Raw genomic sequence first — 22,071 nt, 5'->3', positions numbered from 1 at the left:
ACCACTTGAGTGACTTCAAGTGGTCTTTTTATTAGTTTGTAATCGTTCTACTGTTCCCTTTACTTCTTCCATGACACGTTCGATAGTTTGCTGAGCAGATTCTTTCCTTGCTAATGAAGAAGCTTGACCTGCCCAAAGCGACATATACTCTCCCTTATTTTGCTTTGCTGCTTCTTGACGTATTTTTGAGGTTAAAACGTTTTGTACAGGATACATTGGTAGTCCTTCTTCTTTCCCTTCATGTTCTTTTATAAACACATTCCGAATACCTCTCGCATATTTTCCAGAAAATGCTCTCGTTATAGTAGTACTCGTATCTGTACTTTGCAATACTGCCTCTTTATATACATCGTGTGTAATACTTTCTTCACACGTTAAAAAAGCTGATCCCATTTGAACAGCTTCCGCACCTAATGCAAATGCCGCAACAATGCCTTGTCCGTTCATCACGCCGCCAGCTGCTACGATAGGAATATGAGGTACCGCCGCTACTAGCTGCGGAATTAAAGCAAACGTACCAATCATCGAATCTTGTTCTTTACCGATAAATGTTCCTCTATGTCCACCAGCTTCACTTCCTTGCCCCACAATTACGTCTACCCTTAATTCTGCAAGTATTTTCGCTTCTGCTACATTAGTAGCTGTTCCAACAATCTTTATTCCTTCTCGTTTTAAAGTGTCTATTTCCTTTTTTTCTAACGTCTGAAACGCAAAACTAACAACTGGTACTTTCTCTTCTACGAGAACTTGCAATTGCTCCTTATAACTTTTGGGAAGTTGAACTGTTTGCTCGCCTTCTACCCCTAACTCCTTCTTAACTGAAGCAAGTAACTTTTGTGCTTCTTGTACTTTATCCTCTTCAATCTTTACCTCTTTCGTCAAAAGTAAATTAACACCAAACGGTCTATCTGTTAATTCCCTTATTTTATAAATAGCATCCCGAATTTGTTCTGGGCTCATGTAACCCGCCCCAAGCGTTCCTAATCCTCCACTATTGCTTACAGCTGCAACGAGTTCTGGCGTGGTAATCGCACCTGCCATACCCGCTTGAATAATTGGATACTTAATTTGTAATACATCTGTAACTCGACTCGTAAACATCATTTTCCCTCCTAATCTTCTTATATCTTCTTGATTTGACAAGCTTTCCCCTTCTTTTACAAGGATTGAACCCCTCATCACACGAATATATTGAAAGTGAAGGAGGGAATACAATGATTTATCCACATGCTTTAAAACAAGATGATGCAGTAATGATTATCGCTCCATCTGGACCACCGACGATTGAAAATGTTTTAAAAGGCGCAAAAGTACTAGAAGAAATGGGATTATCCGTAATAATAGGAAAGAGCGTTTATGAACAGTATGGATATTTAGCTGGAAATGATAGAGTCCGCCTTCATGATATACATGAAGCTTTTGCAAACCCTGAAGTAAAAGCTATCTTTTGTGCAAGAGGTGGCTACGGAAGTGCTCGCCTTCTCCCTCATATTCAATATGAACTCATTCAAAGAAATCCAAAAATCTTTTGGGGATATAGTGATATTACCGCTTTACATATTGCTTTTTCGCATTATGCAGGGCTTATTACTTTTCATGGGCCGATGATTGAAGAATTAGGAAAAGGAGTTGATTCTCTTTCATTATCTTCTTTCAACCAACTATTTCACCCATACTCATCCATCTTATCTGCTTCAGAATGCATTGTACCGGCATCTAACTTTGCAGTAACTGGTACATTAATTGGAGGAAATTTAACAGTACTAACAAGTACACTCGGATCACCATTTGAAATAAATACAAACGATAAGATTCTTTTACTCGAAGATATTGGAGAAGAGCCGTACCGCATTGATCGTATGCTAAACCAACTACGGTTATCAGGAAAACTTAGCGAATCAAGAGGTATTATTTTTACAAGTTGCCATGACTGCATCCCTTCAAAACCGTCTCAATCATTACAAAAGATATTGTACGAATACTTCACGCCGTACAATATCCCGGTCCTATTCGATTTACCAATTGGACATATAAGCCCAAATATCGGGATTCCACTTGGGGTTACCGTTACAATAAATACAAACAAAAATACCGTTACCATTCCTTCTGGTGTAGCAATGGTACTTACAAAATAAAAAGGAAAAGCCGTCTAGGCTTTTCCTTTTTCAGAGTGTTTGGAAACCCTTTAGGGTTTCCTACACTCTGGAATGTATGAATTCTGAAATTCGTACAAAATAGTAATACATGATAAAAACACAAAAAATAGCCCTTCACCTGACCCTTTTTGGTCAGGTGAAGGGCTATTTTTTTCATGTTTTGGCAGGCTGCAGTGAGATAGGCCTGCATTTGGACATACTTCACCCCTCGAAACCGGGCATACCGATAACCATGTAGTTCTTTGGCATCCGCAAAACTCCGCTCAATTGTAGAACAGCGTACTTTATATAGCTTTTTACCCGTACTTGTTAATTTGTTTTTTCTTGCGATATCTTTATATTCTTCCCAAATATGATGCGTAATGACTTTTTGTTTTTGTTTCTCTGAGAAACATTTATCACGCAATGGACAAACGGCACAATCTGTTGGATTAGATTTATATTGACGGTATCCTTCTCGATCCGTTGTCGCATATTCTAAAATACATCCCATTGGACAGGCAAATACGTCTGTTTCTTCTTCATATTTAAATTGACTTTTTGGTACTTCTTTATTCCGTTTTCCAAATCGGCGATACCCCATCACCATAAATATATTCTGTTCTGATAATTTCTTACAGATATAACCTGTAAAATAACCGGCATCAAGTGCTACAGCTTCAACTTCGAATCCAAATTTATCAATTTGAGCTTGGAGGCGTGCTAAATACGGCTCGGAATCCGCTACATTTCCAGCCGTTATATAGGTATCTGTAATCACATTGTACTTCGCATCAGTCGTACGATGATCTAAGAAATGAAAACCGTTCGGTTTTCCATCCCTCATTAAAAAGCCACTATCTGGATCAGTTGTACTTATACGAATTTTTTTAGTAGGGGTATCACTTTCCTTTCTAGGTTTTAATTCTTTTTTTCATGAGCTTCACGATCTTCCATAACCGCAGCCTCTAGTTCCTCTATATAAAACTTTGGCTTTTCTTTTTTAAATTTATGTACAAATTTATTTTTATTGGCATTCGCTTTTATGTGCGTAGAATCTGTCATCAAGGCACGTCCTCCCACCATACGGTGTTCCGTCGCTTGACGTACAATTTCATCAAAGATTTCTTCAAATATATTTGTATGAATAAAGCGCGTACGGCGATTCCAGCTGATGGTAGAATGATTTGGAATTGGATCTGATAGGGAAAATCCTAAAAACCAACGGTAAGCAATATTGGTTTTAATCTCTTTTTCTAGTTGACGTTCTGAGCGAATACCGTAAAAATATCCAATAAACATCATCTTAAATAAAACGATTGGATGAATAGAAGGACGTCCATTATTTTCACAGTAATAGGGGCGTAACTTCTCTTCAATAAAATCAAAGCTGATTGTAGCTTCAATCGCACGAAGAAAATGGTCTTGTGGAACTAATTCTTCTACAGAAACTGATACACGTTCATCACGATGATTTTTTAATGCACCCATCATAAAAAACCTCTCCTTTTCCTCTTTTTTATCAGTGTTGACACATAAAAAGAGGTTCAGACACAAAACAAGGCTGTGGAGAAGACTTTCTCCACAGCCTGAAAAAGGAAAAGCCGTCTAGGCTTTTCCTTTTTATTTATAATAATTAAAAATTCGTCCAGATGCTATATCTGCAATCTCTTCTGGAATAAACGTTTTACTAAGTTCAGTACCTACATTTAATACAGCCGTTGCCTCTTTATCGATGCTTTCAAACAATTCTTTTCCACGTATCGTAATAAGGGGTGTTCCCTCTGGCAACACATCTTTTACAAATTCCAATTGTGTAAAGAATGGAACAATCCATCTACCCTCTCCTTGGAAATGACGTAAGCGAAGTGTTCCTTCTATCGCTGCATCCTCTGCTTCTATTGACCCAGCAACATAAAATTGAGTTGTTAAGAGCAATTCATAAAATTCCTTTTGTTTTTGTTTGTCATCCTCTGCTAAAACAAGTACTGTTTCTATTTTCTTTACTGGAATTTGCTCCATATGCTGCCACCCCTATTGTTTAAAATAATTATACTCATTATACGAAATATTCTTATTTTTTTCTACATAATTCTGCAATTATTTTATTAACATAGTTTCTGTCGTGATTTGTTCTAATATCTCCTTCGTCGTAATGATTGTAGCAAATTCTTCATGCAAATTCACAAGTGTCATATTATGAATTTCTTCCGCACAATATTCTTTACCATCTGGACCTTTTCGATTAAATGTAGCCGTCGCATCGCTCACTAAATATGTTGAAAAACCTAAATTACCTGCCATCCGTGTTGTCGTCTCCACACAATGATTCGTCGTTAATCCGACAATAATAACAGAGTCACACTTTTTTTCCTTCAATCGCTGTTCTAAGTTAGTTCCAATGAACGCACTATTAACAACCTTTTGAATTACTATCTCATCTGGCAGCGGCTGCACTTCTTCTTTAAATTGTACTGTTTCTGCATCTGGATGAAACAGTGATTCTCTATTGTCCTTATTTACGTGCTGAATGTGAAAAATGGGTAATTTCTTTTCTCTCCATTCTTCTAGCAAACTTCTCATGTTTTCTTCTGCAAAAAGGTTATTTCGCAAGCCCCAATATGGTAGATCAAATGATTTTTGTACATCAATTATAATAAGCGCTGCTTGATTGAACATGATTTTCCTCCTAACTTAATTTGGTTGCAATTGAAATAAAAAACCAAGCTGTTGCGAAGCCGTAATAAAACAAATGTAAGTACAAAGCTCTACTATTTCTTTTTCAGTCCAATATTGTTTTAGTACATGAAACATATGATCATCTACTGCCGCTCGATTATGAACAAATGTATGAGCAAAAGTAACAGCTACACTAATCTCTTCTACTTTTTGCACGTCATCTGGTCTTCCCTTTGCCATACAATACGGACATTCATTTCCAAATGCTAATGTTCTTCGCACTTGCTCTTTCAACTCTTTAGAAAGAGTTCCTGTTTCATACAATGTATGTTCTAACGTATTCCATGAATTTAATATATCAGGACGATGCCCTAACAATTTTTGAAACTTTGTATCCCCAACATTTGATAGTGAAATTCTTTCCATCATTTCTCCTCCTATTCTCTACTCTTTTATTGTAGAATAAATAAAGTGTTCTTTACATTTCATATGAAGCTTAATTTATATTTTTCCTTTTCAAAAACCATCATTTTACTGGAGGTATATTTACAAATGCAATTAGACCGTGTAGATCGAAAAATTTTAAATGAATTATATAATGACAGTCGCCTTTCCATGCGTGAATTAGCTAAACGCGTTAACTTGTCTGCGCCTTCCACTACAGAACGTGTTCGTAAGCTAGAAAGCGAGGGTGTGATTCAAAAATATACAATTGATATTGATTATAAAAAAGCCGGTCTTGTTTTAGACTGTATTTTAGAAATCACCTTAAAAAATGGCGATACAACACGTATGCAACAATTTATTCAATCTTATCCGTCCGCAAGTTTTTGTTATCGCGTAACAGGAAGTCTATGTTATATCGTTAAAATTTCTGTTCCTTCACTCGTTGAACTTGAAGAATTTATCAATAATGTTTCTTCATATGCCACAACTGTTTCTCATATTGTATTATCGGAAGTATCTCTTACTCCTGATATTGAGCATATTTTTCCGGAAGAATAAATTTATTTTTATTCAAAATAAGTTAAAAAACCCCTTACAAAAAGAATAAAAATGTTTTATTATGTATTAAAATACAAAAAGTTCGAGAAAGGGGCATTACATTGAAAATCTGGTTTTATGAAAAAACGACGCAAGAGGATGATTTGCTTGGTATTTGGGACAATGTTCCCACCATCCCTCGAATTGGTGAAAAAGTTGAGATTTTAAAGTCAGTTCGTACTGTTACAGATATTAAATATGTTAAAAATGGCAATAATTTCCACGTAGAAATTGTCATACATTAAAAAGAAGCTCTCCTCATTTGTATGGGAGAGCTTCTTTTTCATCATTACCTATATTCTATTTTTTTTATAATAATTTTATCACCCTCTACAGCAACTGTTACGTAATCATCCTCTTCTAATCTGAGCTGATTAACGGCTTCATCAGGAAGTTCCACAGCCATCAGTCGATCAGTTAATATAACTTGGCTATACGTTGTATTTTTTTGGAATGAAATAGAAGCCTTTTCTTCATTCATAAGACGGAGTTCTGGTACTCCCACTTCTTTCACCGTTCTCCACTGTTTCCAAATGAAAGGAATTAACCATAGTAAACCAACAACCGCTAAAACCAATCCAGTCCATAAATTACTTTGTGCTTGTAATTCAGTGATGGAAATATCGCTGCTACCCTCTCCACCTATAAATTGCATACTAGTAGCAATGAAATTATTTACGGCGTGTACAGCGATATTCATCCATATATTTTTTGTCTTTATGTAAATAAGACACATAATAACTCCAAACATAAAAGCACCGATAACATCAAAATGCCCGAAACCAAAAATTAAAGATGAGACTATGACAGCCCGTTTTATTCCCCACTTAAATGCCATACGTTGTAAAAAGAATCCCCTGAAAATAACTTCTTCCACAATAGGGGCAAAAATACATGCTGAAATAAAACTAAATATTTTTGTATACGTACTACTCATATCAATTGCACTCGTACCTTCTAACGTGCTAACTAAAAAGCTCGGAAAGGTATGTGCCAATATGTAAAATTGAATATGGGATATACCTACAGAAAAGATCATTCCCATCGCAGTTGCTAATAAAATTAGTCCCCCATGTAAACGCCCTGGCTTATCGAAAAAACTTTTGAAGACAATATTATTTTTACTTGTTTTCAAATATAACCACAATAACGGAAAAACAAAAAACACTGAAATTTGTAGCACAAAATCCAAAGTAATATCCGAAGCCCCCATAATGCTTAACGACACCATCGTTACAATCATTCCTAAAATCATCCATGCAAAAAAGCTACGAAGTCGTATACGTGCAAATGCGTACTGAATAAAAAACACCTCCAAGATGATATATTTACATTGTAATATGAATATCATTAAAACTCTTTCTATTTTTCTCAATTACTTTCAAACAGCATCTCTATTAAAATATAAATTAACCACTCTACTTCGAGACATTTCCTCTTCATAAGCTTTTCTGGTATAATAATATACATGTCGCTTTTTATACTTAATTCCAAAAATCACACTATCATGATAGGAATAAGGAGGATTATGCATGGATTTCTTTGAAAATGTTATTACTCCGATTCATAAGTTTATTACAATAACAAACGAATATTTATGGGGTTATATTTTAATTGCATTATTAATTATTATCGGTTGCTATTTCACATTTAAAGCTGGTTTCGTTCAGTTCCGCCATGTTCGTGAAATGCTCCGTTTACTCGGTGACGGCGCAAGCCCTTCAACGCGTAAAGCTCAGAAAGAAAAACATGGTGTTTCTTCATTCCAAGCTTTCTGTATGAGCACAGCATCTCGTGTTGGAACAGGTAACTTAGCCGGTGTCGCAATCGCTATTTCTATGGGTGGCCCTGGCGCCGTCTTTTGGATGTGGCTCATCGCAATGATTGGCGGAGCATCCGCTTTCGTTGAAAGTACACTTGCACAAATTTATAAAATTAAAGACGGTAAAACATTCCGCGGTGGACCAGCATATTACATGGAAAAAGGTTTAAACAAACGCTGGATGGGTATGATTTTCTCAGTATTAATTACAGTTAGTTTCGGACTAGTATTTAATGCTGTACAAGCTAATACTGTAACTTCTGCATTCGATGGAGCTTTTCATATTGATGCAAAAATCGTTGGGATTTCATTGGCAGTACTATTATCTGTCGTTATCTTCGGCGGTGTAAGACGGATTGCGCGCGTTGTCGAAATGATTGTACCAATTATGGCAATTATTTATGTAGCAGTTGCACTATTCGTTGTCGTGACAAACATTACATTAATTCCAGAAATGGTAAAAGAAATTTTAGCACATGCATTTGGTATTAAAGAAGTTGCTGGTGGTAGCTTCGGTGCTGCCGTTTTACTTGGTGTGAAACGTGGTTTATTCTCAAATGAGGCTGGTATGGGTAGCGCGCCAAACGCAGCTGCAACAGCTAACGTAACACACCCTGTTAAACAAGGTTTCATTCAAACACTTGGTGTGTTTACAGATACATTATTAATATGTAGTTGTACTGCTTTTATTATCCTTTTATCAGATGTTCATACTGGATCTGATTTAAACGGTATTCAATTAACACAAGAAGCTTTAAAAATGCATATCGGTCCTTGGGCACCAATATTCATTGCTGTAGCAATCTTCTTATTCGCATTCAGCTCATTAATCGGAAATTACTACTACGGTGAAACAAATATTGAGTTTTTAAATGGAAGTAAAACAATACTTATGATTTATCGTATCGCTGTAATTGGTATGGTATTCCTAGGTTCTGTTGCAACAATTCAAGTTGTTTGGGATTTAGCCGATCTATTTATGGGTGTTATGGCAATCTTCAACTTAGTTACAATTATATTCTTAAGCAAATACGCATTTGCAGCGTTAAAAGACTATATGAAGCAAAAAGAAGCTGGAAAAGACCCAGTATTCTACGCAGACAGCATCCCTGGTTTAGAAAACACCGAATGCTGGGAACGTGGAAAAACAGAAGAAAAAGCTGGTTAATCAAAATCCCCGTTTTTAAAACGGGGATTTTTTCTATTATAGTACATCACGTTTTTGGAATAATACACTTGATGCCACAAGTAATACGGCAAAGTATGCAACTACAAGTAGTAGTGAAGTTGTAAAAGTAAATTCTGTAAATGGCGGTTCTGCTCCACCGCTAACTAATTTATTGCTATCGTAAGCACTTAAATTCAAATGGAAGAACACAACGAATTTCACTACACCTTTTGCAAACATCATAAGCACCATTGTAATTGCACTTTGTAAGAAGAATAGGAACAACAAAATAATTAATGGCAATACAGATTTTCTAAATACATTTGCTAAGAAAAAGGCAAGCGTTGCAAAAAAGAACGGTGAAAGTAATTGATATAAAATGGACTTCAATACGATTCCTAACGTTAACTCTGTTTTAGTACCATCCATTACAATCCCACCAACGATCATCGCGGTTAACGTTCCTGCAAATACGATAAATAGTATTGTGAATAAAACGGTAATATATTTAGAGAATAAAACAGTAATTCGTTTTCTTGGCCGAATTAATAATTGCATAATCGTACCTTTTTGAAACTCATCCGTAATTGTACGAGAAGCTGTTGTGATTCCAAAAATCGTTGCAAATAATCACGGATTTGACGAATACCAGCTGGATCTAATCCATTTGTCGGTTCATCCAAAATTAATATTTTCGGCTGATGAAGTAACGCCTGAGCAATTCCTAAACGCTGTTTCATACCAAGTGAGTATGTTTTCACCTTTTTATGAATCGTATGCTCTAACTCAACGAGCTTTACAATTTCAGCGATGCGTTCTTTACTAATTGGTGTAATTGCCATGTTTGCAAAATGCTTTAGGTTTTGGATACCAGTCATATAATCATATAGTTCAGGATTCTCTACAATCGCTCCAATTTGCTCTAACGCCTTTTCACGCGCTGTACGAATACTATGACCACATATGACCACAAATTGTAATATCGCCTTCTGTCATCGCTATAAGACCTGTCATCATGCGAATTGTCGTCGTCTTACCACTACCATTCGGCCCAAGGAACCCGTATACTTCTCCTTCACGAACCTCAAATGATAATCCACGAATAATTTCTGTTCTACCGATCTTTTTTCGTACATTCTCTAATTTCACCACTACATTTCCCAATGATTATTCCTCCTTTAAACTTCTAGTTTTTTGTCGATGATGCGACCTGTAACTATTAGTAATACAATTGTTAATAAACAATTAAAACATAGATTAAGAGCTGTCATCTCTGTACCAGTATAGAATGATGTATTTAAAAAGCCATTTTGATCTATAAATCCAATATTCTTTATAGCAAACACATACTTTTCTATTTGCTGAAAAATATATGCCATTCCCCCATTAAAGGCACTAAAAACAATAAATAAGACTATGCAAACGATCTTATTCATCGATGATTTCACATTGAATAATTTTACAATTACTATAATGAAATAAATAGAAACTAACATATTAACAAAATCTAATCCCCATAAGAAAATAGACAATATATGATGTAATATTCCATAATCATATAAACCATGAATCGCTTGCTGGATGCCTAAATCCGTTTTTCCTTTGTAAATATTTAAAGAAAAATAGTATAAAAAAATAATCCCTATTCCTAGCAAAATGATAAATAGTAGTACGAAAAATAAAACATTTGCACATATATACTTTCGAGCTGAAATAGCAGTATAACGAAGCATAGAGTTTTTTAGCATTTTGCGAAAAGACGATATACCTGTTAAAAGAAGTGAAAATCCAGTTATACTAAGTACGATCAAAAATATAATTATTATTATATCCTGCCTACCTGAGATTCTAACTCCTGAAATTCCCTTCATATTAAATAAAAGAATTAATGAAACCGTAATAAATCCGAAGTAAATAATTGCTATTTTTCTCTTATTACAATTATACAGATAACGAAAAAGCTGACTCATTTCTCATAGGCCTCCTTAAACAGCTCATGTACTGCTTTCCCCCTTCGAAATCGTAGTTCTTCCACATTTTCATGCAGTATTATTTCTCCGTCTTTCAAAAAGATCACTTCATCAAATATATTTTCGATTTCTCCTATTAAATGAGTTGAGATAAGCATCGTACAATCTTCACGATAAAATTTAAGGATGAGTTCAAGTACATGTTCTCTAGAAACAAGATCAATACCGCCAAGTGGTTCATCCAATACGTATAATTTAGCATCCCGAGAAAACGTTAAAATGATTTGTAGTTTTTCAATCATTCCTTTTGATAATGCTGTAATTTTTTCTTCTAACGGTATTTTAAATTCAGCTATCGTATCTACTGCTTTTTGAATATCAAAATCTTTATAAAAATCTCGGTAGAAAAATAAGGCATCTTTTACAGTCATCCAATCATCAAAGACTGGCTTATCGGACATAAATGAGACGATTTCTTTCGTCTCTAATCCTACCTTTTTACCATCTATTGTAATACTACCTTCAGAAGGGTGCTGCAGACCTGCAATCATTTTCAATAACGTCGTTTTCCCGCTCCCGTTATCTCCAACAAGCCCTATAATTTTCCCTTTCGTAATCTCTATGTTCAATTCACGGATCACTGCTTTTAACCCGTATCTCTTCCATAAGTTTTCTATTTTTAATAACTCTTCCATCAGCTCTCCTCCCTTTTTTTTTCTAATGAAGAACGAAGGATTGTAAGAATTTCTTCTTCTGAAAAACCTAAATTGTCCATTCCATCTATAAAAGAATGAAGTAATTCTTTCGCCATCTCTTTTCGCAGCTCCATAATTTTCTCCCCTTCATTCGTTACATATCGTCCCATTCCTCTACGTGTGACAACAACGCCATCCCGTTCTAACTCTTGAAATGTACGCTGAATCGTATTTGGATTTACTTGTAATTCACTCGCCAATTCACGTACGGAGGGAATTTTATCACCAGGCAATAAATGTCCTGTTACGATTTCTTTTTTTATGTATTCCATTACCTGAATGTAAATCGGTGTATTTGGAGAAAACTCTATTTTCATTTCTTCCCTCCTTTTGTATCGGTGTACTAGTTAAATAATACACCGATACAAAAGGATTGTAAATACCCATTTAATTACAAAAAAAGTTCTATCCGTTGCCCGAATAGAACTTTTTAAATAGAAATCGTTATATAAAGATAATAGTGTTATGTAAACAAATTTATAAAGAAAAGCTGTCTTATCGGTGAATAAGACAGCTTTTCTTTATGATCATATATTAAAAATTAAACGCAAAGTCATCGTCAGATAACTTTTCAACGTTTGTTGCTTTTACGTAACCATTTCCTTTTACGGAGAAGAAATCATGGTTTTTCGTATCTGTACGTAAACCATTTAATACGATTGGGTTAATTTCTTCTTCCTCAAACTTCGGTTCTAGTCCTAAGTTCATAAGTCCTTTATTCGCATTGTAACGAACAAAACGGTTTACGTCTTCTACAAGACCGATAGAAGTATAAATCTCTTCTGTATATGCAGTTTCAATTTCATACAGTTCCATTAATAGATCCTGTGTTTCTTTTTGCACTTCTTGCTGTTCTTCTGCAGACAATTCTGCGAAGATTTGCTGTGCTAAAATACCGACGAATACGCCGTGAATGGATTCATCACGAATGATTAAGTTAATAATCTCACCACTTGCAGTTAGTTTCCCTTGTCCTGCTAAGTAAAGCGGATAGAAGAATCCACTATAGAATAAGTAACTTTCTAAAAATACACTTGCTACCATTGCCATGTATAACTCTTTTTTCGTTACTTGTGGCTTTAATAAACGACGGTAGTAACCAGTAATAATACCGGCTTTTTTCTCAAGTAATGGATGCGTATCTACCCACTCAAAAATCTCATCAATTTCTTCTTCAGACGCTAATGTTGTAAAAATATGGCTGTAGCTCTTCGCATGTACTTCTTCCATAGCTCCCATGAAAGCTAATACACTTTTCGCTTGTAAATTTTCAAGATGAACAAGTACAAGCGGCATCCCTTCGCCGCCTTGTTTCGTATCTAAAAGTGTTAAACCACCTAATACACGTTTATACGCTATTTGCTCTTCTTTTGATAATTGCACCCAAGTATTTTTGTCAGAAGACACAGCGATCTCTTCTTCTGTCCAAAACTGAGCGATGTTTTGCTTCCAAAACATTAAACTAAAATCATCTTCTTTTTTATTCCAGTTTACCGCACGCATTAAATCGCCCCTTCTCTCTCAATAACGATAAAAACTAACCGAAACGTTTACCTAAAATTTGATAACTAAGCATGAGCAGGGTTCTGAAAAACCCTGCTCATGATGTCCCAATCTTCATCTAACTAACGTATCTATACTTTTAAACTATATTAAACCGTACAAGCTACACATTCTTCCACGCTTAATTTACGTGTTCTTGTATAATACAGACTCTTTAAGCCTTTTTTATGCGCATAGATATAGTAACGCGCTAACTCACGCGTAGAAATATCACTATTTACATAAAGGATTGTACTAATTCCTTGGTCAATATGTTCTTGAATTTCTGCGATTAAATCAATTAGTTTAAACTGATTCATATCGTAAGAAGATTTGTAATACCAGAACGTATCTTTTGATAAATACGGCATTGGATAGTATGTTGTTGCATTTGCATACGTTCTTGACTCAATTTGACTTACGATTGGCATTACACTTGAAGTTGCGTTTTGAACGTAACTTATCGATTGTGTTGGAGCAATGGCTAGACGGTATGAGTTGTATAAGCCATACGTCTTCACTTGCTCTTTTAAACTTGTCCAATCTTCTTTCGTCGGAATATGAATTCCTTCAAATAATTGCTGAACTTTCTCAGTTACAGGACTATAATCTGTCGTTTCATACTTTTCAAAGTACGTACCGTTTGCATAATCAGATTTATCAAAGTCTTTAAATGTTTCGCCTTTTTCTTTAGCGATCTCCATACTTTTCTCAATAGAGTAGTAATTCAACATCATAAAGAATGTACGAGCAAACTCTTTCGCTTCTGCACTTTCATAAGCGATTTTGTTTTTCGCTAAATATCCGTGTAAATTCATTGCACCAAGTCCAACTGAATGAAGCTCATCATTTGCTTTTTTCACAGTTGGTGCATTCGGAATGATAGTCATATCAGAAACAGCTGTTAAAGCTTCCATTCCTGCATGAACTGCTTCACGAATTTCTTTATTTTCCATTACGTTTACAATATTTAATGAACCTAAGTTACAGTTAATATCACGTCGGATAATATCATCTGTACCATAGTCGTTTATTTCAGATGTTTCTTGTAACTGGAAGATTTCTGTCTCTAATGTTCGACCGAGTTCGCTACTCCTCAATCCGTTGCTTATGCAACTGCTGCATGTCACCATACAGGACAGACTATATCATCACCTACAGCATTATCTGGTTAGGTGCTCCGCTTTTCGAACGCCAATCGCTTGCGCCCTACTCCCATACGGGATAGTCGTTAGGCTTTTACTTATCTTAATCTTTCAGAAAGTCTCTTATTACTTTATGTTGTTCGATAACTCTGCTATACAAAATAATAAGATACATTCTGAACTTTTATATTTTCAATCTAAGATAAGATTTAGCACGGTAGGTTACCTCAAACTTGAGGCTTTCCCCGTTTAACGGAGTTTTCGACTAGTATTTCTACTAGAAGGTGCTACATATTTAACACAAGTTCGACATCTTCACAGTTCCAATATCCTTTAATGGATGTTGGTTATTTGCATTTGATTTAAACATTAAGTATGGATAACCAGACTCAAGCTGAATCATAGCAATTTTAATAAGCATATCACGTGCACTAATATCAAGTGGCTTCTTCTTCACTTTCGGATTGCTCATTAATTCATCGTACATTTCATCGATATCTATATCATCTAAATGTTTTCCATACTCTTTAAATACTGTATAAGGCGCGAAAACATGGAAAGGTTCGTTTTTCTCAGCAAGCTCAAAGAACTTACTCGGAACGATAATTCCAATTGATAGAGACTGAATACGGCTCTTCTCATCGGCATTTATTTTTTTTGTATCAAGGAATTCAATAATATCCCAATGAAAAATATTTAAGTATACAGCACCTGCACCTTTTCGTTGTCCCAACTGATTCGCATATGAAAACGAATCTTCAAGTAATTTCATAACAGGTACTACACCACTTGCAGCGTTATCGATGCCTTTAATTTGCTCACCACGCGCGCGTAGTTTTGACAAGTTTAAAGCGACTCCCCCGCCAATTTTCGATAACTGCATCGCAGTATTAATGTTAAAGCCGATTGAATTTAAGCTATCATCCATCTCTAACAAGAAACAAGACACCATTTCTCCTCTTCTGCTTCTTCCTGCATTTAAAAAGGTTGGTGTCGCTGGCTGGTAGTTTTGTTTTACAATCATGCTTGCGAATTGTTTTGCCTTCGCAACATCACCGCGTCCTAAGTATAATGACACAATTGCTACACGATCTTCATAGCTTTCTAAGTATTGTTTTTGATCATTCGTTTTTAACGCATAATCTTTGTAGAACTTAGATGCTGCCATATAAGATTGGAATTCGAAGTTTTCACCATATGCAATGTTGTATACTTCCTCTACTTCCTCCAACTTATACTCGTCCAGAACGTTGTAATAGTAATCGTGCTCCTTCATATACTCCATTCGCTCTGCCACGCTATTAAAATGAACGGTATTTTCTCTAGCTTCTTCCATAAAGACTTCTAATGCCTCTTTATCTTTATGAAGCTGATAAAAACCGTCCTGCATTTGCGTGATTTCATTATTCAGTTCAATGTGTCGCAATCTCCCGCACCCTTTCTTTAAAATATTCTACGTCTTTATTTGTTCCAGATAACTCAAATTTTGATACAATAGGTACTTCATATCTGGCAGAAATTTTGTCGGCACTTGCACCAAACATATCTCCCCAGTTACGATTGCCACTTGCAGATACACCTTTTAAATTTACATTATTGCGTTCTAAAAACTCTAAAACACGTTCCGGTACATTGCCAAAACCTGTTGTATACGTAATAAGAATAAATTCTTCATCTAATACTAGGTCTTCATCAATCTGAACGGCCGGCATATTTAATTTGTGGATGAAACGCTTCACGTTTCCTGTCATAGAATCATATGCAACCAACATTTCCGACCCTCCCTTTTTAATCTATACTCTCTGTATGTCGTCTCTTGATTTCTCTATATATTGTATTACGTTTCAAAATAAGACACAAGATATATGTATAAATTCTTTCTTTTTTTAACTTTTACTTTTCGACACGATAGTCTCTTTTTTTCAATACAATGACTATGAAACAACATTCTAAAACTCATGTCAATAAAGTGCTTTTCAAAAAAGTTGTCAACGAATTTAACTGTATTTCTAAAAATGTTAACAATGCTTTTTGTAAAAAAACGGTAAATGCTGGAGAAATATATTTCTCCAGCATCACGCAAAAAAGAACAGACTTTAAACGATAATCTGTTCAAAAACGATTACACCTAAAAATTTCACTTTATTTATTACATACAATACATATACTTTCTTTCCTCGTTACAAAATAAAAATAGAATTATTATAGAAAAGAGTCATTATTATGGCACACCAATTTATTCATGGAGCGAATAAATTAACTGTAACGAGCTGTACATAAAATCTATTTTACTTATTCACAATTTTCAATACGCAAAACATTTTTTACAAATATATGGTGAGGGTTCTCATCTTTATCAAGCAATGTACATAGTGGAGCTTCTTCATCAAAGTACATGATCATTCCTTCTACAGATTGATATGTATGTTGAACTTGTACAGTTACTTTAATTTCGATCGCTTGCTCATATGCTCTCTTTAGTTTCTGAAGCATTTTCGTCGAACACTTTCGTTTCTCTGGATACATAACCATTCCCATAAATCTATTTCCGGTTCTGTCTTTCCACATATAGTCCCAATGCGGCAATATCCCTTGCTTAAAATCGCTCATAATTCCCCTCTCCTTCTATTACGAACGTGGCGTTTCTGTATATGTATAAATGATTTTCCCACCGCGCTGTGCGTTACCACTAAAATGTTTAAAATCTTCTCGATCTACTATAACATCACGAAACGTATAAAATACATCCTTTGTTGCAACGTACTCTTTTATTTCACCATTTTTCAATTGATCTAAAATTGTATTTGCTAATTCTTTATCCATGTATTTCACCTCTCTGCAATATTTTATTTTATCTTATCTTCCATGGCTCGACAACGGTAAAATTATCCCGTTACTTCTAAATAAAACATTAAAATGAAGAGCAAACTATTCATAACAGTACGTTTTATTATATTTGTAACAAATATCATATACTAACATAGCTACTCATCTATATCAAATCTATTTGCTTACAACTCCACTTCATAACATAAAACAAAATTACAATCCCTGTTTGCACTTTTATTTTATGTTACAATAAAATCATACAACTAGGAGGGATACTATGATTCGGAAAGCAAAAAAGACAGATGCGAAAGCAATAGCTCCTTTATTGTATAACGCTCTGCACGAAATTGCTGAAAAAATCACCGGTAGTACCATTGAGGCCGAAGTATTATTAGGGCTTGAAACATGGTTTTCACAAGAAAATAATCGACTCAGTTATGAAAACTGTTTTGTAGATGAACAAGATGGACAGGCAGTTGGAATTATTGTAGCTTATCACGGAAGTGACGCTGAACAATTCGATGCGCCCATTGTAAACTACTTGAGAGAATTACATAAAGATGAAACGATCATGTTAGAAAAAGAAGCTGATCTTGATGAGTATTACATTGACACATTGTCAGTTTCAAGTACATATGGCGGCCGAGGCATCGGCTCTAAATTAATTGAAGCTGCCGAAATGAATGCAACTGAAAAAGGCTATGAAAAAATCGCCTTACTTGTTAACTTAGAAAATACACGTGCATTTTCATTATATGAAAAGCTTGGTTACGAAAAAGATAAAACGGTTATGCTTGTCGGCGAACCATATGCCCATTTAGTAAAACCACTACATAAAGCCGTTGTCATGTCTTAAAAAATAAAGCACACGATTTTTATTAGAATCGTGTGCTTTTATGTTAAATTCGTGTTCCATACATTTCCGTTCATCGCTTCATGAAATGTATATTCAGTACATCCCCACGGCTCCCTATGAAAGATGGGTGGCCCAGACCACCCCATTGCCCTCAGTTCTGCACCAATCATTGTGTTAAAGTAATTATGCCCCACGAGCACAATGTGCCCATATACAAGAGCGTAACCGTGTAACGTATTCGCAGCTTGCTTTGCTCGTTCTCGAACTTCCTTATAGGACTCAACACCTTTACAATATCCGGTTATCCACAGAGTGCGCCCGATAAACATCCATGCTCCTAGTTTACATTTCAACCATTTCGGAGCAAAAAATTTAGACGGTACTTCGGCTTCTCTAAAAAGAGTGTTTTGTACGAAAGATAAGGAATCCATTAATTCCGCTGCTGACTGCACAGCACATCTTTGATCGCTTGATACAATCACCTTCGCCGCCTCAATCGCTTCAATCGTCTCAATTGGTATATTTGGCTCTTTTCTCATTTTATCTGTATCACACTTCTCCATCCATTCATGAAATGAAGTAACTGTCATTGATTCTATAGCACTAGGCAAGCGACCGTGACGAATAAAAGAAATTCGCATTCTTTTCACTCTCCATTCATCACTTATGAACTATATTATGTACTATTTCTTATTCTCATCATACCACGTGAAAAAAGAGAATTATACATTACTACATATCAGTACTACTGTCATGAGTGATTGAAACATGCATGCTATCTAATCCATCAAAATATGTACTTGTTTCCTGATGATGAATTTTTTTAAGCTGCTTATATGAAAATAAAAATAGAAAAACTGCTATAAAACTCCCAATAATTTCAAATATCATTTTACCGCCCCTAATTTCTCTCATCTCAACAGGCCATTATACCTTACCTCTCCTATTTAATAGAAAGGTACTTTATTCATCTAACCGATAATAATAAATATTCATTCACTTTATTATACTCCTATATAGAGATATAAGCACTTTTTTCATTCCCCTCTACTACAACGAGTATCATTTATATATTATCTTACAAAAAATGAATATTTTTCGAATTTTTACTTTGGAAACATTTACAAATCAGGAAATATAGTTCAAAATAAAGGGAAATAAAAAAAGCCCCATTTATTCTTTTTTTGGGAAAACTGTAACAAGGAGAGTTGCTTATGCAGATCGCAGAAACTGGAGATATTATTGAATTTAAAGGTGGAATGCAAGGCCGTGTTCAAAAAGTAAATAAAAACTCCGTTATTGTTGATATAACTATTATGGAGAATTTTAGAGAACTAGATATGGAACCTCTTACAGTTGTAAATCATAAAAACTATACCGTACTTAATCAACATACATAATATAAAAGAAAGGATCTGTTACCCCGTAACAGATCCTTTCTTTTATATTAGCGATTATCAATTGTTTCTGGATATAGATCGTGGTTCATCATACGATAGTCTGCCATTTGCTCGTACTTTGTACCAGGACGACCATAATTGCAATATGGATCAATCGAAATTCCACCTCTTGGTGTAAATTTACCCCATACTTCAATATAGCGTGGATCCATTAATTTAATTAAATCGTTCATAATAACGTTCATGCAATCTTCATGAAAATCACCGTGGTTACGGAAGCTAAATAAATATAATTTTAAAGATTTGCTCTCTACCATTTTTTGCTCTGGAATGTAGCTAATATAAATTGTTGCAAAATCTGGTTGTCCTGTTTTCGGACATAAACTTGTAAATTCAGGACAATTGAATTTTACAAAGTAATCACGGTTTGGATGATTATTATCAAATGTCTCTAAAATTTCCGGGCTATATTCAAATAAATATTTTGTGTTTTGATTTCCTAGTAACGTTACATCTTTTAAATCTTCGTCTAATCTTCCTGTCATTTTAAACATCCCTTCACTTTCGTTTATACGCCTCGTTTATTTCCCCATACTAACGCATGAAGCTGCGGTAATACTTTCGCATCATTCATTTCTTTACAGTGTACAGCCTTTTCAATAAGCCACTCATATTTCTGTAGTAAGTTTTTAATAAGATTCGCATCATCTACTGTTTTTGTATCATCGTTCCCAACTTGTAAGAAAAATGGTACCCCTGGGTATCGTTCATGCACCTTTACTGCATATTCAAAATCGTGATCATCAAATACGACTACTTTTAAACTAAAATCTTTTCCTTCTAATTTATGAATTACAGAATCTAACATAGTGAAATCTGTTTTCATCTTTGAACTTGGTGGTTTTGGCGAAATTGTCACTTCGTCAATTTGAAGTAACCATTCTTGCCACTTACTCCCTTGCGTCTCAATCGCCGTACGAATGTCATTTTCTTTCAATACAGTAAGAAGGCTCCCTATATGTTTCAGCAACACAGGATTCCCACCTGAAATTGTAACATGCGAAAAGTTCTCTCCGCCAATTTCGACAAGTTCACTCCAAATTTCTTCTGGTTTCATTTGTCTAATTTGGTCTTTTGCTGATCCATCCCATGTAAAGGCTGAATCACACCAAGAACAGCTGTAATCACAACCTGCTGTACGAATGAACATCGTCTTTTGACCGACAACCATTCCTTCTCCTTGAATGGTTGGACCAAATATTTCTAAAACGGGGATTTTACTCATCGAGCATCCACTCCCGTCTTACTTCCGCATAACTTGTCGGTGTTTCAAAAAGACGAACAAATTCAACGCGTGCTCCTTTGTACTCGTTTACTCGATTATCTTTTGTTAATGCTTCAGCCATCTTTTCATAAATCCAAACGACCATATTTTCAGCAGTCGTATTCATCGCTGGTAATGTTTCATTTAAATAACGATGGTCTAAATAAATTTCTATTTCGTTTTTCCAAATTTCTTTTATATCTCCAAAGTCAATTGCAAGCCCAATATCATTTACATATCCACTAATGCCAAATACAACTTTGTACGTGTGACCATGTAAATTTTTACATTTCCCTTCATAACAGTGCAAATGGTGCGCTGCATCAAATGTAAACTCTTTGCTGACCATTACTCTTCTATTATGATATTTTAATTGCTCACGCTGAATATCCTTGTCCATTTTTTGCAAGTTTTCTACAATGCGAAATCCAAAAAAGTTATCCATTAGTTCTTCGCTCCTTCGCGTTCTTGTAGATACGTATCTAAACCTGCTTTGCGAAGTTGACACGCCGGACATTCACCGCAACCATCACCAATGATTCCGTTATAACATGTTAATGTTTTTTCTCTAACAAACTCGAATGCACCAAGTTCGTCTGATAATTTCCACGTCTCTGCCTTATCAATCCACATAAGTGGTGTATGAATCACAAACGGATAATCCATTGATAAATTTAAGGTAACGTTTAACGATTTCACAAACACATCACGGCAATCTGGATAACCACTAAAATCAGTTTCACATACACCCGTTACAATATGGCGCGCTCCAACTTGTTTTGCTAATACAGCAGCAAACGATAGGAACAGTAAATTTCGTCCATCTACAAACGTCGATGGTAATTCACCTTCTTCATGTGTAATCTCCATATCCGTTCTTGTTAACGCATTTGGAGCAAGTTGATTTAGTAAGCTCATATCCAGTACCGTATGTTTAATGCCTAGCTCTTTGGCAATTTCCGCTGCACAATCAATTTCTAACTTATGACGTTGATTGTAATTAAATGTTACAGCTTCTACTTCTGCAAACTGTTGCATTGCCCAAAATAAACAAGTTGTACTATCTTGACCACCACTAAAAACAACAACTGCTTTTTCTTTTTTCATTTCACTCATTCTCCTTCTCTACTACGAATAAGAAGAAAGAACGTTCTTGAACTGTCACAATAAAAAAACAAAACAATACCTAAAGATATTGTTGTTTCCATAGTTTTTTATAGAGGGAGTTCGCGAACCTCTCCCATGTTATACATGGAATTTCTTCTTTCATTGACAAAACATATTGTAACATATCGTATACATACAGAAAAAACTTCTGATTTTTCTGTCTTTTAATCAATTTTAATAGTATGATTATAATTGATATTATTCATATAAGAAGAGAGGAGGTATACCCCTGAAG

At 35.1% G+C, this 22,071-nt stretch carries 25 protein-coding genes, 4 pseudogenes and 1 riboswitch; of the genes and pseudogenes, 6 read left to right on the top strand and 23 right to left on the bottom strand.

All coding sequences use genetic code 11. From position 1 onward, the window contains the following. Positions 1–15 precede the first annotated feature (15 nt). Complete coding sequence (locus DJ93_RS19510; protein ID WP_052109586.1) at positions 16–1,101, bottom strand: NAD(P)H-dependent flavin oxidoreductase; 1,086 nt, start codon at positions 1,099–1,101, stop codon at positions 16–18. 113 nt (positions 1,102–1,214) lie between these two features. Between DJ93_RS19510 and DJ93_RS19505 the strand changes: the two genes are divergently transcribed. Next, complete coding sequence (locus DJ93_RS19505; protein ID WP_042982680.1) at positions 1,215–2,135, top strand: S66 peptidase family protein; 921 nt, start codon at positions 1,215–1,217, stop codon at positions 2,133–2,135. A gap of 124 nt (positions 2,136–2,259) precedes the next feature. On the opposite strand, the pseudogene DJ93_RS30930 reads toward DJ93_RS19505, so the two are convergent. From DJ93_RS30930 to DJ93_RS19480, 4 genes and pseudogenes are all read right to left on the bottom strand, one after another. After that, a pseudogene (locus DJ93_RS30930) lies at positions 2,260–3,629 on the bottom strand (IS1182 family transposase); the annotation flags it as partial. A gap of 129 nt (positions 3,630–3,758) precedes the next feature. Beyond that, positions 3,759–4,157, bottom strand: coding sequence for an SseB family protein (locus DJ93_RS19490; protein ID WP_042982678.1), 399 nt, complete (start codon positions 4,155–4,157; stop codon positions 3,759–3,761). A 78-nt stretch (positions 4,158–4,235) separates the two neighbouring features. Then, on the bottom strand, positions 4,236–4,814 hold the full coding sequence (locus DJ93_RS19485; protein ID WP_042982677.1) for a cysteine hydrolase family protein: 579 nt from the start codon (positions 4,812–4,814) through the stop codon (positions 4,236–4,238). Between the two features lie 15 nt (positions 4,815–4,829). Next, entirely contained in the window at positions 4,830–5,243 is a 414-nt protein-coding gene (locus DJ93_RS19480; RefSeq protein WP_181969249.1) for a carboxymuconolactone decarboxylase family protein, read from the bottom strand. Positions 5,244–5,366: 123 nt separating this feature from the next. On the opposite strand from DJ93_RS19480, the gene DJ93_RS19475 reads away from it, so the two are divergent. Continuing rightward, the gene (locus DJ93_RS19475) at positions 5,367–5,819 is read left to right on the top strand and encodes an Lrp/AsnC family transcriptional regulator (RefSeq protein ID WP_042982675.1); all 453 of its coding nucleotides are present in this window, start codon (positions 5,367–5,369) and stop codon (positions 5,817–5,819) included. A 101-nt stretch (positions 5,820–5,920) separates the two neighbouring features. Then, the gene (locus DJ93_RS19470; protein ID WP_042982673.1) at positions 5,921–6,103 is read left to right on the top strand and encodes a DUF3913 family protein; all 183 of its coding nucleotides are present in this window, start codon (positions 5,921–5,923) and stop codon (positions 6,101–6,103) included. 44 nt (positions 6,104–6,147) lie between these two features. Here DJ93_RS19470 and DJ93_RS19465 read toward each other — a convergent pair whose 3' ends face one another. After that, positions 6,148–7,161, bottom strand: coding sequence for a CPBP family intramembrane glutamic endopeptidase (locus DJ93_RS19465; RefSeq protein ID WP_042984264.1), 1,014 nt, complete (start codon positions 7,159–7,161; stop codon positions 6,148–6,150). Positions 7,162–7,390: 229 nt separating this feature from the next. On the opposite strand from DJ93_RS19465, the gene DJ93_RS19460 reads away from it, so the two are divergent. Then, positions 7,391–8,848 (top strand): alanine/glycine:cation symporter family protein, encoded by a 1,458-nt coding sequence (locus DJ93_RS19460; protein ID WP_042982672.1) that lies wholly within the window; start codon positions 7,391–7,393, stop codon positions 8,846–8,848. Positions 8,849–8,884: 36 nt separating this feature from the next. Here DJ93_RS19460 and DJ93_RS19455 read toward each other — a convergent pair. The 11 genes and pseudogenes from DJ93_RS19455 to DJ93_RS19405 all read right to left on the bottom strand — a co-directional run. Further along, positions 8,885–9,478 (bottom strand): annotated as a pseudogene (locus DJ93_RS19455) (ABC transporter permease); the annotation flags it as partial. Next, positions 9,439–10,012: pseudogene (locus tag DJ93_RS19450) on the bottom strand (ABC transporter ATP-binding protein); the annotation flags it as partial. The pseudogenes DJ93_RS19450 and DJ93_RS19455, both read right to left, overlap by 40 nt. Positions 10,013–10,026: 14 nt before the next feature. Then, positions 10,027–10,818, bottom strand: coding sequence for a hypothetical protein (locus DJ93_RS19445; protein WP_042982670.1), 792 nt, complete (start codon positions 10,816–10,818; stop codon positions 10,027–10,029). Further along, complete coding sequence (locus DJ93_RS19440; protein ID WP_042982668.1) at positions 10,815–11,513, bottom strand: ABC transporter ATP-binding protein; 699 nt, start codon at positions 11,511–11,513, stop codon at positions 10,815–10,817. The genes DJ93_RS19445 and DJ93_RS19440 overlap by 4 nt, the downstream gene beginning before the upstream one ends. Next, a complete protein-coding gene (locus tag DJ93_RS19435) occupies positions 11,513–11,890 on the bottom strand; it encodes a GntR family transcriptional regulator (protein WP_042982667.1) in 378 nt (125 codons plus the stop codon). Before DJ93_RS19435 ends, DJ93_RS19440 begins: the two co-directional genes overlap by 1 nt. Positions 11,891–12,107: 217 nt before the next feature. Beyond that, positions 12,108–13,076, bottom strand: coding sequence for a class 1b ribonucleoside-diphosphate reductase subunit beta (nrdF, locus tag DJ93_RS19430; RefSeq protein WP_042982665.1), 969 nt, complete (start codon positions 13,074–13,076; stop codon positions 12,108–12,110). Between the two features lie 149 nt (positions 13,077–13,225). Beyond that, positions 13,226–14,215, bottom strand: coding sequence for a ribonucleotide reductase large subunit (locus DJ93_RS19425; RefSeq protein WP_080743535.1), 990 nt, complete (start codon positions 14,213–14,215; stop codon positions 13,226–13,228). Positions 14,216–14,558: 343 nt separating this feature from the next. Then, positions 14,559–15,686 (bottom strand): annotated as a pseudogene (locus DJ93_RS19420) (ribonucleotide reductase N-terminal alpha domain-containing protein); the annotation flags it as partial. After that, a complete protein-coding gene (gene nrdI / locus DJ93_RS19415; RefSeq protein WP_042982664.1) occupies positions 15,673–16,032 on the bottom strand; it encodes a class Ib ribonucleoside-diphosphate reductase assembly flavoprotein NrdI in 360 nt (119 codons plus the stop codon). The gene nrdI and the pseudogene DJ93_RS19420, both read right to left, overlap by 14 nt. 520 nt (positions 16,033–16,552) lie before the next feature. Further along, entirely contained in the window at positions 16,553–16,870 is a 318-nt protein-coding gene (locus DJ93_RS19410) for a hypothetical protein (RefSeq protein WP_042982662.1), read from the bottom strand. Positions 16,871–16,888: 18 nt separating this feature from the next. Continuing rightward, the gene (locus tag DJ93_RS19405) at positions 16,889–17,083 is read right to left on the bottom strand and encodes a hypothetical protein (RefSeq protein WP_042982661.1); all 195 of its coding nucleotides are present in this window, start codon (positions 17,081–17,083) and stop codon (positions 16,889–16,891) included. 283 nt (positions 17,084–17,366) lie between these two features. Between DJ93_RS19405 and DJ93_RS19400 the strand changes: the two genes are divergently transcribed. Next, positions 17,367–17,945 (top strand): GNAT family N-acetyltransferase, encoded by a 579-nt coding sequence (locus DJ93_RS19400; protein WP_042982660.1) that lies wholly within the window; start codon positions 17,367–17,369, stop codon positions 17,943–17,945. Between the two features lie 38 nt (positions 17,946–17,983). Here the strand turns inward: DJ93_RS19400 and DJ93_RS19395 are convergent, their stop codons facing one another. Together DJ93_RS19395 and DJ93_RS33810 are read right to left on the bottom strand one after the other, a co-directional pair. Further along, positions 17,984–18,586 (bottom strand): histidine phosphatase family protein, encoded by a 603-nt coding sequence (locus tag DJ93_RS19395; RefSeq protein WP_042982659.1) that lies wholly within the window; start codon positions 18,584–18,586, stop codon positions 17,984–17,986. Positions 18,587–18,677: 91 nt separating this feature from the next. Next, positions 18,678–18,860: a hypothetical protein gene (locus tag DJ93_RS33810; RefSeq protein WP_080743534.1), complete on the bottom strand. Its 183-nt coding sequence runs from the start codon at positions 18,858–18,860 to the stop codon at positions 18,678–18,680. 299 nt (positions 18,861–19,159) lie between these two features. Between DJ93_RS33810 and DJ93_RS19385 the strand changes: the two genes are divergently transcribed. After that, on the top strand, positions 19,160–19,345 hold the full coding sequence (locus tag DJ93_RS19385) for a YkvS family protein (protein WP_042982658.1): 186 nt from the start codon (positions 19,160–19,162) through the stop codon (positions 19,343–19,345). Positions 19,346–19,392: 47 nt separating this feature from the next. Here DJ93_RS19385 and queF read toward each other — a convergent pair whose 3' ends face one another. Genes queF through queC form a run of 4 tightly spaced genes read right to left on the bottom strand, consistent with a single transcriptional unit; the run spans position 19,393 to position 21,776 of the window. Further along, positions 19,393–19,890: a preQ(1) synthase gene (queF, locus tag DJ93_RS19380; RefSeq protein ID WP_042982657.1), complete on the bottom strand. Its 498-nt coding sequence runs from the start codon at positions 19,888–19,890 to the stop codon at positions 19,393–19,395. Positions 19,891–19,913: 23 nt separating this feature from the next. Then, positions 19,914–20,630, bottom strand: a complete 717-nt coding sequence (queE, locus tag DJ93_RS19375; RefSeq protein ID WP_042982655.1) for a 7-carboxy-7-deazaguanine synthase QueE — start codon at positions 20,628–20,630, stop codon at positions 19,914–19,916. Next, positions 20,623–21,114, bottom strand: coding sequence for a 6-carboxytetrahydropterin synthase QueD (gene queD, locus DJ93_RS19370; protein ID WP_042982654.1), 492 nt, complete (start codon positions 21,112–21,114; stop codon positions 20,623–20,625). Before queD ends, queE begins: the two co-directional genes overlap by 8 nt. Further along, the gene (gene queC, locus DJ93_RS19365) at positions 21,114–21,776 is read right to left on the bottom strand and encodes a 7-cyano-7-deazaguanine synthase QueC (RefSeq protein ID WP_042982652.1); all 663 of its coding nucleotides are present in this window, start codon (positions 21,774–21,776) and stop codon (positions 21,114–21,116) included. The genes queD and queC overlap by 1 nt, the downstream gene beginning before the upstream one ends. Positions 21,777–21,869: 93 nt before the next feature. Further along, positions 21,870–21,913, bottom strand: a riboswitch (PreQ1 riboswitch). Between the last annotated feature and the right edge of the window lie 158 nt (positions 21,914–22,071).

This window comes from Bacillus clarus, from assembly GCF_000746925.1.
GTDB lineage: Bacteria > Bacillota > Bacilli > Bacillales > Bacillaceae_G > Bacillus_A > Bacillus_A clarus.
This window is presented reverse-complemented; position numbering and strand designations above follow the sequence as displayed.

Excerpts from the sequence above, each read along its gene's own strand:
- DJ93_RS19510 (WP_052109586.1), bottom strand. The coding sequence starts at position 1,101 with ATGTTTACGAGTCGAGTTACAGATGTATTACAAATTAAGTATCCAATT.
- DJ93_RS19505 (WP_042982680.1), top strand. The coding sequence starts at position 1,215 with ATGATTTATCCACATGCTTTAAAACAAGATGATGCAGTAATGATTATC.
- DJ93_RS19490 (WP_042982678.1), bottom strand. The coding sequence starts at position 4,157 with ATGGAGCAAATTCCAGTAAAGAAAATAGAAACAGTACTTGTTTTAGCA.
- DJ93_RS19485 (WP_042982677.1), bottom strand. The coding sequence starts at position 4,814 with ATGTTCAATCAAGCAGCGCTTATTATAATTGATGTACAAAAATCATTT.
- DJ93_RS19480 (WP_181969249.1), bottom strand. The coding sequence starts at position 5,243 with ATGATGGAAAGAATTTCACTATCAAATGTTGGGGATACAAAGTTTCAA.
- DJ93_RS19475 (WP_042982675.1), top strand. The coding sequence starts at position 5,367 with ATGCAATTAGACCGTGTAGATCGAAAAATTTTAAATGAATTATATAAT.
- DJ93_RS19460 (WP_042982672.1), top strand. The coding sequence starts at position 7,391 with ATGGATTTCTTTGAAAATGTTATTACTCCGATTCATAAGTTTATTACA.
- DJ93_RS19445 (WP_042982670.1), bottom strand. The coding sequence starts at position 10,818 with ATGAGTCAGCTTTTTCGTTATCTGTATAATTGTAATAAGAGAAAAATA.
- DJ93_RS19440 (WP_042982668.1), bottom strand. The coding sequence starts at position 11,513 with ATGGAAGAGTTATTAAAAATAGAAAACTTATGGAAGAGATACGGGTTA.
- DJ93_RS19435 (WP_042982667.1), bottom strand. The coding sequence starts at position 11,890 with ATGAAAATAGAGTTTTCTCCAAATACACCGATTTACATTCAGGTAATG.
- nrdF (WP_042982665.1), bottom strand. The coding sequence starts at position 13,076 with ATGCGTGCGGTAAACTGGAATAAAAAAGAAGATGATTTTAGTTTAATG.
- nrdI (WP_042982664.1), bottom strand. The coding sequence starts at position 16,032 with ATGTTGGTTGCATATGATTCTATGACAGGAAACGTGAAGCGTTTCATC.
- DJ93_RS19410 (WP_042982662.1), bottom strand. The coding sequence starts at position 16,870 with ATGAGCGATTTTAAGCAAGGGATATTGCCGCATTGGGACTATATGTGG.
- DJ93_RS19405 (WP_042982661.1), bottom strand. The coding sequence starts at position 17,083 with ATGGATAAAGAATTAGCAAATACAATTTTAGATCAATTGAAAAATGGT.
- DJ93_RS19400 (WP_042982660.1), top strand. The coding sequence starts at position 17,367 with ATGATTCGGAAAGCAAAAAAGACAGATGCGAAAGCAATAGCTCCTTTA.
- DJ93_RS19395 (WP_042982659.1), bottom strand. The coding sequence starts at position 18,586 with ATGCGAATTTCTTTTATTCGTCACGGTCGCTTGCCTAGTGCTATAGAA.
- DJ93_RS33810 (WP_080743534.1), bottom strand. The coding sequence starts at position 18,860 with ATGAGAGAAATTAGGGGCGGTAAAATGATATTTGAAATTATTGGGAGT.
- DJ93_RS19385 (WP_042982658.1), top strand. The coding sequence starts at position 19,160 with ATGCAGATCGCAGAAACTGGAGATATTATTGAATTTAAAGGTGGAATG.
- queF (WP_042982657.1), bottom strand. The coding sequence starts at position 19,890 with ATGACAGGAAGATTAGACGAAGATTTAAAAGATGTAACGTTACTAGGA.
- queE (WP_042982655.1), bottom strand. The coding sequence starts at position 20,630 with ATGAGTAAAATCCCCGTTTTAGAAATATTTGGTCCAACCATTCAAGGA.
- queD (WP_042982654.1), bottom strand. The coding sequence starts at position 21,114 with ATGGATAACTTTTTTGGATTTCGCATTGTAGAAAACTTGCAAAAAATG.
- queC (WP_042982652.1), bottom strand. The coding sequence starts at position 21,776 with ATGAAAAAAGAAAAAGCAGTTGTTGTTTTTAGTGGTGGTCAAGATAGT.